Source organism: Paraglaciecola sp. MB-3u-78 (assembly GCF_002835935.1).
Classification (GTDB): Bacteria; Pseudomonadota; Gammaproteobacteria; order Enterobacterales; family Alteromonadaceae; genus Paraglaciecola.
In genome coordinates this window covers 212,739-227,603 of the sequence record NZ_PJCF01000001.1, presented here as the reverse complement: position 1 = coordinate 227,603, position 14,865 = coordinate 212,739, and the positions used below count along the sequence as shown (strand labels likewise).

General features: G+C 39.8%; 15 protein-coding genes. All 15 read left to right on the top strand.

Annotated features, from left to right (window positions below):
* Window positions 1–2 precede the first annotated feature (2 nt).
* Window positions 3–392, top strand: a complete 390-nt coding sequence (locus CXF95_RS01040; protein WP_101196980.1) for a nucleotidyltransferase domain-containing protein — start codon at window positions 3–5, stop codon at window positions 390–392.
* Window positions 385–822: a DUF86 domain-containing protein gene (locus CXF95_RS01035; RefSeq protein WP_101196979.1), complete on the top strand. Its 438-nt coding sequence runs from the start codon at window positions 385–387 to the stop codon at window positions 820–822. The genes CXF95_RS01040 and CXF95_RS01035 overlap by 8 nt, the downstream gene beginning before the upstream one ends.
* 306 nt (window positions 823–1,128) lie before the next feature.
* Window positions 1,129–2,430 (top strand): phosphoenolpyruvate mutase, encoded by a 1,302-nt coding sequence (gene aepX / locus CXF95_RS01025; protein WP_101196978.1) that lies wholly within the window; start codon window positions 1,129–1,131, stop codon window positions 2,428–2,430.
* Window positions 2,430–3,554: a phosphonopyruvate decarboxylase gene (aepY, locus tag CXF95_RS01020; protein WP_101196977.1), complete on the top strand. Its 1,125-nt coding sequence runs from the start codon at window positions 2,430–2,432 to the stop codon at window positions 3,552–3,554. Before aepX ends, aepY begins: the two co-directional genes overlap by 1 nt.
* Window positions 3,555–3,559: 5 nt before the next feature.
* Window positions 3,560–4,660, top strand: coding sequence for a phosphonoacetaldehyde reductase (locus tag CXF95_RS01015; RefSeq protein WP_101196976.1), 1,101 nt, complete (start codon window positions 3,560–3,562; stop codon window positions 4,658–4,660).
* Window positions 4,650–5,555, top strand: a complete 906-nt coding sequence (locus CXF95_RS01010) for a nucleoside-diphosphate sugar epimerase/dehydratase (RefSeq protein ID WP_101196975.1) — start codon at window positions 4,650–4,652, stop codon at window positions 5,553–5,555. Before CXF95_RS01015 ends, CXF95_RS01010 begins: the two co-directional genes overlap by 11 nt.
* 82 nt (window positions 5,556–5,637) lie before the next feature.
* Window positions 5,638–7,176, top strand: coding sequence for a TIGR04372 family glycosyltransferase (locus CXF95_RS01005; protein ID WP_101196974.1), 1,539 nt, complete (start codon window positions 5,638–5,640; stop codon window positions 7,174–7,176).
* Window positions 7,177–7,200: 24 nt separating this feature from the next.
* A complete protein-coding gene (locus CXF95_RS01000) occupies window positions 7,201–8,772 on the top strand; it encodes a TIGR04372 family glycosyltransferase (protein WP_101196973.1) in 1,572 nt (523 codons plus the stop codon).
* Window positions 8,773–9,711, top strand: coding sequence for an NAD(P)-dependent oxidoreductase (locus tag CXF95_RS00995; RefSeq protein WP_101196972.1), 939 nt, complete (start codon window positions 8,773–8,775; stop codon window positions 9,709–9,711).
* Between the two features lie 124 nt (window positions 9,712–9,835).
* Window positions 9,836–10,402 carry an SIS domain-containing protein gene (locus CXF95_RS00990; protein WP_101196971.1) on the top strand — a complete coding sequence of 189 codons (567 nt, stop codon included), beginning with the start codon at window positions 9,836–9,838 and terminating at the stop codon, window positions 10,400–10,402.
* A 101-nt stretch (window positions 10,403–10,503) separates the two neighbouring features.
* The gene (locus tag CXF95_RS00985) at window positions 10,504–11,163 is read left to right on the top strand and encodes a bifunctional 2-polyprenyl-6-hydroxyphenol methylase/3-demethylubiquinol 3-O-methyltransferase UbiG (RefSeq protein ID WP_101196970.1); all 660 of its coding nucleotides are present in this window, start codon (window positions 10,504–10,506) and stop codon (window positions 11,161–11,163) included.
* Between the two features lie 56 nt (window positions 11,164–11,219).
* A complete protein-coding gene (locus CXF95_RS00980; protein WP_101196969.1) occupies window positions 11,220–12,209 on the top strand; it encodes a GDP-mannose 4,6-dehydratase in 990 nt (329 codons plus the stop codon).
* A 2-nt stretch (window positions 12,210–12,211) separates the two neighbouring features.
* Complete coding sequence (locus CXF95_RS00975; RefSeq protein WP_232787558.1) at window positions 12,212–12,865, top strand: class I SAM-dependent methyltransferase; 654 nt, start codon at window positions 12,212–12,214, stop codon at window positions 12,863–12,865.
* A complete protein-coding gene (locus CXF95_RS00970) occupies window positions 12,862–13,806 on the top strand; it encodes a thiamine pyrophosphate-dependent dehydrogenase E1 component subunit alpha (protein ID WP_101196967.1) in 945 nt (314 codons plus the stop codon). The genes CXF95_RS00975 and CXF95_RS00970 overlap by 4 nt, the downstream gene beginning before the upstream one ends.
* Window positions 13,799–14,863 carry an alpha-ketoacid dehydrogenase subunit beta gene (locus CXF95_RS00965; RefSeq protein WP_101196966.1) on the top strand — a complete coding sequence of 355 codons (1,065 nt, stop codon included), beginning with the start codon at window positions 13,799–13,801 and terminating at the stop codon, window positions 14,861–14,863. Before CXF95_RS00970 ends, CXF95_RS00965 begins: the two co-directional genes overlap by 8 nt.
* Window positions 14,864–14,865 lie beyond the last annotated feature (2 nt).

The following is a 14,865-nucleotide window of genomic DNA, read 5'->3' as shown; positions in this document are numbered from 1 at the left end:
CAATGACACAACAAGAAATAATACAACAACTTAAAAGTCTAGCGGCCAACGCCCCAGAGTTAGTGGTTATGTGGCTTTACGGCTCAAGAGCAAGAAACACTGCACACCCTAAAAGTGATTATGACTTAGCGGTGGCATTTGATAAACCTTTGCAGGATGTGTTGGATAATCGACTCAGACCTGAAGTGTTGGCCATTAAGTGGCAAGAAATGTTAGATGTAGACATTTCTATTTTGGATATCAATATTGCGCCATTACCTATCGCTATGGTGGTAGTAGAAGACGATACGCCTCTATATGGTCGAGATACCGTTAGACGTTATAAAGAAGAACAGCGGATCATGTCGATGTGGGAGCTCGATTATCAGTATGGTAGGCAGCAAAATGCTTAATGCGTATAGCGCTAGTATGCAGGATCATATCCAACAACTTGTTTCTCAACTCGATCAATTGGCGAGTATTGAACGTTCGTTAAACCAATTTGAATCTTTGGCAGCCGAAAGATTACTTCAAGTCTTGATAGAAGCTTGTATTGGTATTGCTAAACATTGGGTAAAACACCAAGGTTTAGGCATAGCATCAGATGCTAACCGCGCATTTATATTATTAGAGCAAAGCGGACAGTGGACAAATAAAGAGCTTGATTGGCGCAAGATAATTGGTCTGCGTAATGCGCTAGTGCATGATTATCTGAATATTGATCAACAAGTGATCCTCGATGTGATCAATAAAAGACGTTACAAGGCCCTTGCAGGGTTTGCTTTTAAAGGTTTAAAAGTACTCAGTTTGCCTGACTTTAAAACTGATAAAGGTGAAGGGTAAATTAGCTAAAGTGAACGATACTGCCTCTATGGTGATGTACTTATTTGGCGAACAAGCCTCGGCTATCACAGGCGCGGTAATGACAGTGGATGCGGACAGTGCAGCATAACTTAAAGTGATTTGTTAAAGCTTGCGAACCTCCCGTCGATAAAAGGATAGATAGAATAGTGCCTTGCGGTTAAAGCCTTGGACTTTTAAATCATCTGGGATGAATACTCCCAACTTTCTAAGCAACTAATTTTAGACATTTAACAGTCATGTTGCTAAAGCAACAAGTTGTAATATTTTAATGGATAAGCAAGATATATGACCAAAACAGTATATGTAGGAATGAGCGCAGATTTAGTCCACCCAGGACATCTTAATATTATTAAAAAAGCGGCAACCTTGGGTGAAGTCACTATCGGCTTGTTAACTGACCAAGCTATTGCTAGCTATAAGCGCGTGCCTTATATGACGTTTGAGCAACGACTACAAGTGATTGAAAACATAAAAGGTGTGACACGAGTTGTTCCCCAAACCACCCTTGACTATGTACCTAATTTACAAGAACTCAAGCCAAACTATGTGGTGCACGGCGACGATTGGCAACAAGGCGTTCAGAAAGCTGTTCGCCAAAGTGTGATTGACTGCTTAGCCCAGTGGCAAGGTGAATTGGTTGAAGTGCCTTACACTCAAGGTATCTCATCAACTGCGCTGCATAAAGCGATGAAAGAGATTGGTACCACCCCACAAATAAGACTCAAGTCACTAAAACGACTGTTGTCGGCCAAGCCTTTGCTAAGATTTTTAGATATTCACAATGCCATTTCGGGTTTGATCATCGAAAATACCAAGGTCGAAACTAAAAATGGAATACAAGAATTCGATGGTATGTGGGGCAGCAGTTTGACCGACTCCACCGCCAAAGGAAAGCCAGACATTGAGGCTGTAGATGTTTCGTCGAGAATGGGCACGTTGAATGAAGTATTAGAAGTCACCACCAAACCTATTATCTATGACGGTGATACCGGTGGAAAAACAGAGCACTTTGTTTTTACAGTTAAAACATTGGAACGTTTAGGTGTATCAGCGGTCATTATCGAAGATAAAACCGGGTTAAAGAAAAACTCTTTGTTTGGCACTGAGGTAGAACAAAATCAAGATAGTATTGAAAACTTCAGTTTAAAAATAAAGGCCGGCAAAGATGCCCAAGCAACCAATGACTTTATGATCATCGCTCGAATTGAGAGTCTGATTGCAGGTAAAGGTATTGATGATGCCATGCAACGAGCTGAGGCTTTTCTTGAAGCGGGCGCTGACGGTATTATGATCCATAGTCGGGAAAAATCTCCTGATGAAATCTTTGAATTCTGTGATCTCTTCGCACAATTAAGCAATAAGAAAACGCTGGTTGTTGTCCCCTCTAGTTACAACAGTGTTTACGAATCGCAGCTGGTGGCTAAAGGTGTGAATGTTGTCATCTACGCAAACCAACTATTGCGCAGTGCCTATCCTGCTATGGTTGATACCGCGACCTCTATATTGGCAAATGGGCGTTCGGCAGATGTCGATGACAAGATGATGCCTATTAAACAAATTCTTGAGCTGATACCAGGTGGGAAATAATGATTAACCCACGCGGTTTTTGTGACGGTTTGGGTAAATATGGTATAGAGTTTTTCTGTGGCGTACCAGACTCACTGCTAAAAAACTTGTGTGCGTATATAGACGATAACTTTTCTGCAGATCAACATATCATCACAGCGAATGAAGGCAACGCGGTAGGTTTAGCAATGGGCCGATTTCTTGGTAGTCATAAACCTGCAGCTGTTTATATGCAAAACTCTGGTTTAGGCAATGCAATCAATCCACTTACCTCTTTAGCCGATCCTCAGGTGTATAGTATTCCCATGTTATTGGTCATTGGATGGCGTGGAGAGCCCGGCATAAAAGATGAACCGCAGCATGTTATGCAGGGGCAAATTACTGAACAACAGTTATCTATAATGAATATTCCTTTTGTTGTCATGGATAGTCAATCTGATAGTGACGCAGTGTTAGCGCCGTTGTTAGATACAATGAACGCACACAGTCGTCCCGTTGCTGTGTTAATTAAAAAAGCTACTTTTAGCGCCTTTAAGTCTGTAAACCAGCTACCCAGTGTTTATTCATTGGTTCGAGAAGATGCGTTGAATACGTTATTAAGTTCTTTTGGCAGTGATGATATTGTTGTTTCAACAACCGGAAAAACATCACGGGAAGTGTTTGAGTTAAGACAACAGCGCGGTGAGCCTGCATCTGACTTTTTAACGGTAGGCGGCATGGGGCATACATCATCTATTGCCATGGGTGTTGCCTTAGCTGCGCCTAAGCGCAGAGTGATTGCCATAGATGGAGATGGCTCGATGCTAATGCATATGGGGGCTCTGCCCATTATTGGTCATCATTCGAGCAGCAATTTAGTACACATAGTATTGAATAACCAATGCCATGAATCGGTTGGTGGTCAACCGACTGTGGCAGGCGAAATAGATATCGAAAAGTTGGCGATGGCCAGCGGATACAAAGCGTACTTTTGTGCATCCGATCAAAAATCAATCACAAAAACATGGTCAGATATTGCTGTTAATTCAGGCCCTATATTTTTTGAGATAAAAATAGCCATAGGCTCACGAGAAGGTTTAGGTCGGCCAACCTCTAGCCCAATTGAGAATAAACAACAGTTTATGCGTCACGCAGGAAGCCTTTGAGCAACATGAATTTAGCAACGCACAAAACTAAAGTTATCTACAGCGATAACTACCTCGTCGCTCTTAATGATGAATTGGCTAACAGCAAAGTACTGTTAGTCACAAGTGATAGCTTTAAGCGCAGAGGTATAGTCAAAAATGTTATTGAGCATTGCGGTGATGCTCATTTTATTGTCTTTGATAAAGTGACACCTAACCCTGAATTGACCGATTTGCAACATTGGATCAATGAATTAAAGTCAGGTTCCATTACCCAAGTGGTTGCCTTGGGCGGCGGAAGTGTAATTGATACGGCCAAAGTGATGGCATACATGTTGGCAAACTTAGATGTTGAACTTAAAACATCGTTACAACAGTCATCAATAGCTAAAACACCATCTTTACCACTCATCGCTATTCCAACTACCTCAGGTACTGGTTCAGAAGTGACCCCCTTCGCTACGGTTTGGGACAGTGCAGCACAGAAAAAGTTTTCACTAGCTAATGTCGCCCCAACAGTGGCTATTTTAGACGCACATTTAACCTTGTCGTTACCAAGGCAAGAAACTTTATATCCTGCTTTAGATGCGCTGTCGCATGCCCTAGAGTCGTTATGGAATAAAAATCGAACAGTACAGAGTCAGGAACACGCTATTCAAGCAATCGAAGGTATATGTGAGGCCTTACCGCAAATACTAGAAAACGCTCAAAATTTGACTGCCAGAAAAACCTTACAGCAAGCTGCAACCTTAGCAGGCTTGGCTATTAGTCATACAAAAACAGCCATCGCCCATGCCATTTCTTATCCATTAACCATAAAATATGGTATGCCTCATGGATTGGCGTGTAGTTTTACTTTAGTGGCCATTATGCACGAACTAGGATACGAAAAATTAAATTTAAGTATTGATTTGGTCGATACCATACTTGAACTCTTAGTTGGTTTAGACTTGGATAAAGAAATTGTGAAATTTATAGATTGGCAAACCTTAGTTGAACAATTCGATCCAAATTTGGATCCCTCTAGGGCAGACAATTTTGTTATCCCTATTAACTCTGATTGGTTGATAGGGATTATCAATAAAAGTCAGCAGTCTAAGACTATCGGAGAATTACATGAAGCTTAAAACACTGTTATTTGGTGCTGGGCCTGGTGCCTTGATTTTCATGAAAAATACTCAGGATGAAAGGGAGTTTATAGGTTTTGTTGATAATGATGCCGCTAAACATGGTGAACAATTGCAAGGGCTAACAATTTACCCGCCAAGTTATATTGATAAGCTGGATTTTGATCAGATTGTTATTACCACGCAATGGGGGATGGCGGTTATGTCACAACTTAGGCTAGAGTTTGATGTGCCAGAAGCGAAAATTATCCTGCCAGTAAAGAATCAATTAAAGAATGAATTGCCCTTTTACAACCAAGCCAGTATTCAACTCGCCAGAAAAATTGTTAGAGAGCTCAATGAACGAGCGATTGCGGCCAAAATTCCCTTAGTCGTTGATTTTGGTACCTTATTAGGATTAGTGCGTGATCAAGATATTATTCCTTGGGACGACGACGTTGATTTTGCTGCTCCTCAAGAAAGTGCGTCTGAAGTTGAGGCGTTGGTAAAGTCTTTTGTGGCTGATAATCCAGACGTAGATTGGCGAATAGAAAAAGTAATCGATGGCAAACAGCTGACAACATCTATATTGTTAAAGTTCAATAGTAAATCTGGCGATTTACTGGATTTCACTTCCTCTATTGCTTTTAGAAAATCTCAAGATGGCAAGTCTATCCATCTCCCTAGTATGGGAATGTGGTATGCGCCAGAACATCACTTTGACAATTTTGAGACATTCGATTGGTTAGGGGAAACAATCCAAGTTCCATCGCAATATGCCGAATATTTAACCTTCCAATATGGCGATTGGAATACCCCCAAGAAGGATATTAAGTTGTCTGATTACGCCAATTTGCAAGAGGTGGGGTTTGAAGAGATCAACAGTGAAAAAAGATTTTTGCATGACATTACTTAGCCTTAAACCATTTTAAGATGTCGTTTGAGTAGAGTAACATTGCTGTTGATGACTGTTTTTAATTGATGTTAAAGGGGGGGGGGTGGAAAAAGTAAAAACAATTGTTCAAAAATTTGAACAAGCGAAAACAAATAACGAGTATGAGGTTGCATTATTTAAAGTGAATGATTTGCTAGAGTTAGATCCCAATAATTCTCAGTACCTTAAAGAAAAACATTTAGTTTCTAGAGCACTTAATATTGAGTTAGACATTGGTTTTATCAGAAAACTTTGTTGGCATAACAGTACTGACGAAGAATGTTTTTATTCTTTAGCGCAAAAATACAATACTCAAAATGACCAATACAGTGCGTTATTGGCCTCAGCGTTCTCATTAAGCGTCGCAGAAAATTATCAGGTCAGAGAGTTACTTGAAAAAAATTTACTGGAATTAGGCTTTAGTTCACTAGCTATTTATATAATGAAGACCAATAGGATTGGTCACTTAACGTGTGAGCCGGATAGTTGGTTAAGACAACAGAGCCAGTCTGAGAATCTCGATAGCAAAGAGCTGAATCTATTTGTTTGCAATGGTGAAATCAGCAACCTCACTTTTTTTGAAACACTTAAGCGATATATTACCATTGTAGAATCCGATTTCTTTCATCGCCTCCATCGTAGTCGACCTCAGCTTTTGTCCAGCGAGTTTTATCGCAAAATGCCCTACGACTTGATGAGCGTCTATTACCCTAGAGACAAAGGTTTAGAGGTTAGAAAGGGAATTGCGGGGGATATGTACAAAAACATGTCTGATATCTATGCTACGTCCAATCGAGTAATAAAATTAACTAATGCTGAGAAGGAAACTGCAACAAAATATTTGAAACAAATCGGTATCGATTCCACCGCCAAGATAGTTTGTCTACACGTGAGAGATTCAGAATATCTGGCAAAAAAATCGACAAAGAATTTTTCCTATCACGATTACCGAGATGCCAGTGTTGATAATTATCTACCTTCGATTAATTATCTTATTAATCAAGGTTATACTGTCGTGCGCCTGGGAGTAATAAGCAATCAACATCTCAACTTCCAATCTTCAAGCTACTTTGATTTAACCACGTTAGGCGATTTTGAAGATGTTAAAAATGCTGTTGATGTTTTCCTCTTGTCGCATTGTCATTTTTTTATCGGTACGACATCCGGACCTTCTAGCTTAGCAGCGGTGTTTGATACTCCAACCTTGTCAGTGAATTCTGCGCCTATTTGTCATCATTATGGGGTTAAATCAAGGTCAATTTTTAAATATGTGATACGAAACGGTGAAAGATTAAATTTCATCAGTATCGTAAATGGGTTGACAATTTCTGATTCGAATCAAAAGAAAATTATTGATTGTTTTGATTCCAAAGAAATGTCCGATAACGATTTGACCTACGTTGAGAATACGCCAGAGGATATATTGGATGCAGTGACCGAATTTGAAGAGATAGTGCGTCTTGAGGAAATTGATAGTGAAATTGCTCCTTGTCAGAAAAAATACATTAGCCAAATAGCAAGTAAAAATGGTTTGTTAGCAGGTAGTGCGATTCCAACTGCGAGTTTTTTACAAAAACATAAAACGCTTTTTAACTTAATATGATTCCGTCTAAGTTAACCTCAAAGTATGAATCAACAGCAGTTTGCGAGTATGGGTGTAAAGGGAGAACAGGAAGTGGATGTAACTAGCATGATAGATGGCCTTGTTAATGCAGAGGCTAATAATCAATATGACGCAGTACTTACATTGTCAAAAAAGCTTAGTGAACTTGATCCAAGAAACGTCAAGTGGATGACACACACCTACAATGCTCACAAACAGCTCGGAACATTAAATGAAAATATCGGCTTTTTACGTAAGTACTGCTTTTACAATGGTTTGGATAGCGACGCGCTTTACAATTTATATAAAGCGTTTAAAAGTCGAGGTTTAGTCTACGATTCTATTATTGCTTTGGTTTATGCACTGTCTGGGGGGGCACCACAGAAACGATACGCAGAGAATCTCACTCAAGAGCTTATTGCTCTTGGTTTTGACAGTGTGAAAATAGCAATATTGAAAGTGCATCGTATAGGTCATTTAACACTCGAACCTGATTCTTGGTTAAGAAAGAACGCTCAATTAAAAAATAATAATTGCTTGTATATTTTTATAAGTGGCGGTAATACAGCAAACGACTTTGTTCATGATTTGATATCCAGTAAGTTAACGGTTTGTAATAGTGAATATTGGTATGGATTTTATGGTTCTCGTCCCTTACTGATGAAAGACGATTTTTATGAAAAAATGCCTTTTGACCTGAGTAGTTTGCGACGGGGGGGCAGCATAATCGACTTGTATTCAGAATTAGCAAAGGTGTTTAAAAGTACTTCTAGTAAAATTGATTTCCCTCAGGAAAAAATCAATAATATCAAGAGGATATTAATTAAAGAGGGCATTAAAGACTTCACTAATGTTGTGTGTTATCACGTCCGCGATAGTGATTATCTGTCTGCCGCGTTCCCCGACAATACTCATGATTACAATGATGTTCGTGACATGAATATTGATAATTATAGTAAGGGAATAGATTATTTATTGAATCAAGGTTATACCGTTATACGATTGGGGAAAACGAGTAATCAAAGCCTTAATCTTGAACATGAAAATTATTATGATTTTTGTATTCACCGTGATGAAAAATATGGTGAGGAAATCGAAGCATTTTTACTCAGTATTTGTCAGTTTTTTATTGGAACATCGAGCGGAATTCTAAGTTTAGCTTCAATGTTTGATACGCCTACTTTGGCCGTGAATGTCACTCCTTACGTTCCCAATTATGGCCGACATACAGTTTTTATACCCAAAACTTTATCTGATAGCAATGACAACATAGTGAATTTTTACGAATTGTTCGACGGGAAAAGTTTTGAATGGAATAATAAACAAATCAAACTATTAAATTGCCATGACACGCGAGTTTTAATTAAAGCTGGCTTTTCTTTTGTCGAAAACGATAAAGAGGATATATTTGCAGCAGTTAAAGAATTTGATGAAAAGGTACGAGATCGTACATTATCTCCTGAGCAAACAGATTTGCAAAAACAATATTGGAATTCAATTCCTGACGATGTGTGGATAAAAGGGGCTAATAGCGTAGTCAGTAATAGTTTTTTACGCAGGCATTGTGAACTTTTTAATTTGAAAAAAGGTGATTAGGTGAAAAATATTTTGGTAACGGGGGCATGTGGTTATAAGGGGTCAGTATTGGTTCCCAAGTTATTGTCCGCCGGTTATATCGTGACCGCAGTCGATACGCAATGGTTTGGTAATTTTGTCCTACCACATAAGAACTTAACGATGCTAAAGCAGGATGTCAGGTACACAAGCGAATTAGATTTATCGCAAACTGATGTAATTATTCATTTAGCATCAGTTGCTAATGATCCCTGTGGTGATTTGGATCCCAAATTAACATGGGAAATTAGTGCTTTAGCGACCCAACAATTAGCCGATAAAGCAGTAAGGCAAGGTGTCAAACACTTTATTTATGCTTCTTCCGGCAGTGTTTATGGTGTGAAGAGTGAACAGCACGTCACAGAGGATTTGCTTCTTGAACCTATTTCAGAGTACAACAAGACTAAAATGGTGTCTGAGAGAGTACTGCTCAGTTACAGCGAAAAAATGGCAGTTCAAATTGTAAGACCGGCGACTGTTTGCGGGCTTTCATCGCGCATGCGTTTGGATGTCGCTGTGAATATGCTAACAATGCAGGCAGTAAAGAATGGGAAAATCACTGTTTTTGGTGGCGACCAGTCTAGACCTAATATTCATATAGACGATATTACTGATTTGTATATGTTTTTGTTGGAGAAGCCTGAAATAACAGGTGTTTATAACGCTGGGTTTGAAAATATTACCATTGCTGAAATCGCAGATATTATTGCTAAAAGGACGGGGGCAGTTGTTGTGACCTCAGAGTCAAATGATCCTCGTTCTTATCGTGTGAACTCGGATAAACTGTTAGCAACTGGATTTAAACCTAAAAAATGTGTAGAAAACGCGATAGAGGAAATTATTGCAGCTTATCAAAAGGGTGATCTTGTTGATGAAGACCGTTGTTACAATTTGAAGTGGATGCAGGAGCATGTTTTATAAGCTGTGGATTTCTATTGGTGATTTAAGACATGGGCACGCCAACACGACATAGCTTTACCTTTAAGAAGTATTGATAACGATGTTAATTGGATTAAATGATTGATGTGTTTAAGAGAGTAAATATTTGAAAAATATTATAAAAACTTACTTGGATAAACTTTATGATGTTACTGAGCGTCATGATTGGCAAAGTACCGAGTATTTATCTGACGTTTTGTTCAATAGCATTGAAAAACGACAGCAGGTGTATCTTTGTGGAAACGGGGGCAGTGCGGGAAATGCTGGACATTTGGCAAACGACTTCTTATATGGCATTGCACCCAATGGCAATTCGTTAAATATAGAAGCATTGTCGGCAAATTCATCTGTTCTCACATGTTTGGGAAATGACATGGGGTATGAACACATTTTCTCACATCAGTTGCAAGTGAAGGCGAATAGTGGGGATGTGCTTATAGTGTTATCAGGTAGCGGAAATTCTCCCAATATAATTAAAGCCCTTGAGATTGGTAATAAATTGGATATGCAGACATTTGCAATTTTAGGGTTTCAAGGAGGCAAGGCAAAAGATGTTGCACGACATGTTATTCATTTTGAAATAGACGATATGCAAATTTCTGAAGATCTGCAGTTAATTGTTGGACACATGTTGATGAAACATCTAAATCACAAACTTAAAAATCAGCCTTAGAAGTGAAGAGCGAAGTCGTATTTCGCCCTAATAGATTTTATGTAATTGATGAAATCTAATTTAATTTCGAAGAATACTAACGAAACATCTGAGAGAGAATAATGACCGATACTTATGACTGCCAGATACATTCGCAATTATCAGACTTCCCTGAAACGAAACTGGGTCTTTTAAGTAACGCGACCTGGAATTTAGATCCGAAACGTTTAGTGTTCCTTTTATCAAGGTACAAGTTTGTAGCGAAAATGTTGAACGGCAGTAAGAATGTACTTGAAGTTGGCTGCGGTGACGCATTTGGTTCTAGGATAGTCAGGCAAGACGTTGATTGTCTGACTGTTTTAGATATTGAACCTGGACTGATCCGTGACATTAACGCTAGAGAAGTGGGAGAATCATGGTCAGTAAGCGCCATGCAACACGACATGTTATCAGGCAGTGTAAATCAATCATTCGATGCCGCTTATTCTTTGGATGTCTTAGAGCATATTTCTGCTGAAGATGAAGATGCGTTTCTAGAAAATATCAGACATTCTGTGAAGGAAAGAGGGGTAGTTATTGTTGGAATGCCATCTCTAGAGTCCCAAAAATATGCGTCTAAACTGAGTAAAGAAGGGCATATAAATTGTAAGTCTGGGTCTGTCTTGAAATCCCTCTGTGAAAAACATTTTGGCAACGTTTTTTTATTTTCAATGAACGACGAAGTTGTTCATACGGGTTTTTCACCAATGGCACATTATATTTTTGCGCTGTGTATTAAGTAAAGCGCAGGAGCTAGGTTAAATTAATAAAATATTAGAACAGTAGTGAATACGTATTTATGAATAAAAAAGTGTGTGTAATTGGCAGTAACTCTTTTTCTGGTGCCAATTTTTGTAAGTATTTACTGGAACAGGGGTTTCAGGTTGTTGGGATAGGTAGGTCTAATCAACCTGTCTCTGCGTTGCTGCCGCATAGTTGGGTGAGCAATGGAAAAGTAGATTTTTTTCAGCTAAATCTCAATCAAGACTTAGCTGAAATAGATGCACTGCTAGACAAAGTAAAGCCTTCCCATATATATAATTTTGCTGCACAAAGTATGGTTGGACAGAGCTGGGAGTTTCCAGAGCATTGGTTTAACACCAATGTGGTATCAACTATTAAATTGCATAATATACTGCGGCACAAAGACTATCTGGATAAATACATCCATATTTCCACCCCTGAAGTGTATGGCAGTTGCTCTGGTTTTGTGGATGAAAGCCACCCATTTAATCCAAGTACTCCTTATGCAGTGTCAAGAGCCGCGGCTGATATGAGCTTAAAAACCTTTTTTGATGTTCATCAATTTCCAGTTGTGTCTACCCGAGCTGCAAACGTTTATGGTGAAGGACAGCAGCTCTATAGAATTATTCCAAAAACTATATTGTCGATTATGATGGGATTAAAGCTGCCTTTACATGGTGGTGGGCACTCTGAACGCTCATTTATACACATGGACGATGTTTCTAATGCGACCAAACTAATAGGAGACAGCGGAATAGTCGGATCTTGTTATCATATTTCAACCAAGAAATCGGTTTCAATACGCAACCTAATTATGCAGATTTGCCAAATGTTGTCGGTGAACTTCGAAGATGTTTGTGAGGTTACTGAAGATAGGCCGGGAAAAGATGCCATGTATTTGCTTGATTCTGAACGTGTGAGAAAAGAGCTGGATTGGCAAGAGACCATCGGTCTTACTGTAGGCTTAGCTCGCACTATCGAATGGGCCAAAAACAACTTTGAGACCCTAAAACTCCAGCCCCTCGAATATATTCATAAGGTCTAATTGTGGAAATTGATTTATTAGCTAACTACCCGAAAAGTAAACGCGATCTCACGGGAAGAAATGAAGTGAAAACACCTGCTGTCCAAGCAATAGCAAGACAGTTTGGAGAAGAGTTTTTTGATGGTGAACGCCTGTATGGTTACGGTGGTTTTTCTTACATGTCTAGGTTCTGGCAGCCGGTTGTGCCTGATATTATTAAACACTTTTCCTTGACTGAGCAAAGCGCTTTGTTAGATGTCGGCTGTGCGAAAGGTTTCATGCTATATGACTTGTTGCAAGCTCTACCTAGGTTGGATGCTAGGGGCGTAGACATATCAGAGTATGCGGTCAGTCATGCCAAAGAAGAAGTGAAAGACCGTTTAAATATTGCCTGTGCAACATCCCTTCCATTTGAAGATAACTTTTTTGATTCAGTGATCAGCATTAATACTATTCACAATCTAGAGCAAGATCAATGTGCAATAGCACTGCAGGAAATTGAGCGGGTAGGTAAAGGTAATGCGTTTATTACTGTAGATGCATTTAGAAATGAGAAAGAGGAAAAGCGCATGTATGAGTGGAATTTGACCGCCAAAACAATCTTGCATGTAGATGAGTGGAAGGCTTTTTTCAAAAAGGTTGGTTATTCCGGTGACTTCCATTGGTTCATGCCATGAAACCACTATCTGACTTGTACCAACAAATGCTGCGTATTCGCTTAGTAGAAGAAGAGATTGCTAACCGATATTCTGAGCAAAAGATGCGTTGTCCTACTCATTTATCAATTGGTCAGGAAGCGGTTGCAGTTGGGGTATCTTCAGCTTTAACCATTGACGATAAAGTCTATAGTTCACATCGAGCACATGCCCATTACCTAGCAAAAGGTGGTTCAGTCAATAAGTTGATTGCCGAACTCTATGGTAAAAAAACGGGATGCACCGGCGGACGAGGCGGTTCCATGCATTTATGTGATTTAGATGCGGGCTTTATGGCTAGTACGGCTATCGTTGCTAATAGCATTCCGCTCGCCGTAGGGCACGCACTACATTTTCAAACCCAAAACACTGGTGCTATATCGGTCGCTTATTTTGGAGAAGGGGCTACGGAAGAGGGGGCTTTTTATGAGTCGCTTAATTTTGCTGTGCTTAAATCTCTGCCGATGTTGTTTGTGTGCGAAAATAATCGTTATTCAGTATATAGCTCTCTTGATGTTAGGCAGCCAAGCAATCGCAGCATTATCGATCTGGCTAAAGCTATAGGTGCCAACACAATCGAATTGGATGGTAATGATGTGGTTGCTGTGGCCGAAGCTGCCAATGAGGCTAAAACAAGTATACTTCAAGGGAAAGGACCTGTTTTAATGGAATGTCATACCTACCGTCATCGAGAGCATTGTGGACCAAATTATGATGACGAACTAGGATATCGTCCTAAACAAGAAGTAGAAGACTGGTTAAAAAGAGACCCATTAGTTCTAGCCGAAGTACAGCTACCTTCAACCTTTTCAAAAGATAAGATAATAGCGTCGATTTCATCAGAAATTGGTCAGGCTTTTAGTTTGGCAGAAGCTGCGGAGTTTCCTTCAATTGACCAAAATTACGAGTATCTTTATGCTTGAGACTGCAAACTTTGCTGATGAGATAAATCGTGCCCAACATCAATCCATGCAAATGGATAGCAGCATGCTAAGTTTTGGTTTGGGCATTGATGATCCTAAAGGGATCTTTGGTACTACGTCTGGATTGGCTAAAGCTTTCGGTTCTGAACGCGTTTTTGATATGCCTACAGCGGAAAATGCAATGACGGGTATCGGTATAGGTGCTGCAATTGCAGGTAGTCGCGTATTAATGACTCACCAACGTCTGGACTTTTTCTTGCTGGCTATGGACCAGCTTGTCAATAATGCTGCCAAATGGCACTACATGTTCAATGGTATGATGAAAGTGCCTATCACTATTCGACTTATCATTGGCAGAGGTTGGGGACAGGGGCCTACACATGCTCAAAACTTACAAGCCTGGTTTGCTCACGTGCCCGGGTTGAAAGTGGTTGTTCCGAGTCGTACCGAGAATGTAGCACAGCAGCTTCATCAAGCCATTATGGATGACAATCCAGTACTTTTTATTGAACATCGCTGGCTGCATCAACAAAGTTGTCATACGGAAAGTATTGTTTCGCTGGAACAGCCACTTGAACATACTCAGATTGTCAGAGAAGGTAAAAATATCACTGTTGTGGCAAACAGCTATATGTTGCTTGAAGCACTGCGAGCAGCTGAGCATTTAGCTGAGTTGGGCATTGACTGCGAAGTTATAGATACTGCATGTTTGCATCAGATCAATTGGTCAGTTCTGCATAGCTCTATTGAAAAAACTGGACATCTATTGGTATGTGATAGTGCAAGAAAAGAATTCTCTTGTGGCGCTGAAATTTTAGCGAATTTATCCGAGAATTGTTTTGGCCACTTTAACCGAGCTCCTGTCAGGTTGGGTTTGCCGGACTATCCAGAGCCAACTAGCTACGGATTAACAAAAGATTTTTATCCATGCGCTCAGGCTATAGCATGTAAAATTAGCGAACTATTGGGAAGTAAGAAAAGCCTTGAAGCGCATTCACCGCTCGAACAGTCAGGACATCACGACGTACCGGGTAGTTGGTTTAAAGGGCCTTTTTAATA

What these genes read in the sequence shown, in the direction of transcription:
- CXF95_RS01040 (WP_101196980.1), top strand. Translation starts at nt 3, where the DNA reads ATGACACAACAAGAAATAATACAACAACTTAAAAGTCTAGCGGCCAAC.
- CXF95_RS01035 (WP_101196979.1), top strand. Translation starts at nt 385, where the DNA reads ATGCTTAATGCGTATAGCGCTAGTATGCAGGATCATATCCAACAACTT.
- aepX (WP_101196978.1), top strand. Translation starts at nt 1,129, where the DNA reads ATGACCAAAACAGTATATGTAGGAATGAGCGCAGATTTAGTCCACCCA.
- aepY (WP_101196977.1), top strand. Translation starts at nt 2,430, where the DNA reads ATGATTAACCCACGCGGTTTTTGTGACGGTTTGGGTAAATATGGTATA.
- CXF95_RS01015 (WP_101196976.1), top strand. Translation starts at nt 3,560, where the DNA reads ATGAATTTAGCAACGCACAAAACTAAAGTTATCTACAGCGATAACTAC.
- CXF95_RS01010 (WP_101196975.1), top strand. Translation starts at nt 4,650, where the DNA reads ATGAAGCTTAAAACACTGTTATTTGGTGCTGGGCCTGGTGCCTTGATT.
- CXF95_RS01000 (WP_101196973.1), top strand. Translation starts at nt 7,201, where the DNA reads ATGAATCAACAGCAGTTTGCGAGTATGGGTGTAAAGGGAGAACAGGAA.
- CXF95_RS00985 (WP_101196970.1), top strand. Translation starts at nt 10,504, where the DNA reads ATGACCGATACTTATGACTGCCAGATACATTCGCAATTATCAGACTTC.
- CXF95_RS00980 (WP_101196969.1), top strand. Translation starts at nt 11,220, where the DNA reads ATGAATAAAAAAGTGTGTGTAATTGGCAGTAACTCTTTTTCTGGTGCC.
- CXF95_RS00970 (WP_101196967.1), top strand. Translation starts at nt 12,862, where the DNA reads ATGAAACCACTATCTGACTTGTACCAACAAATGCTGCGTATTCGCTTA.
- CXF95_RS00965 (WP_101196966.1), top strand. Translation starts at nt 13,799, where the DNA reads ATGCTTGAGACTGCAAACTTTGCTGATGAGATAAATCGTGCCCAACAT.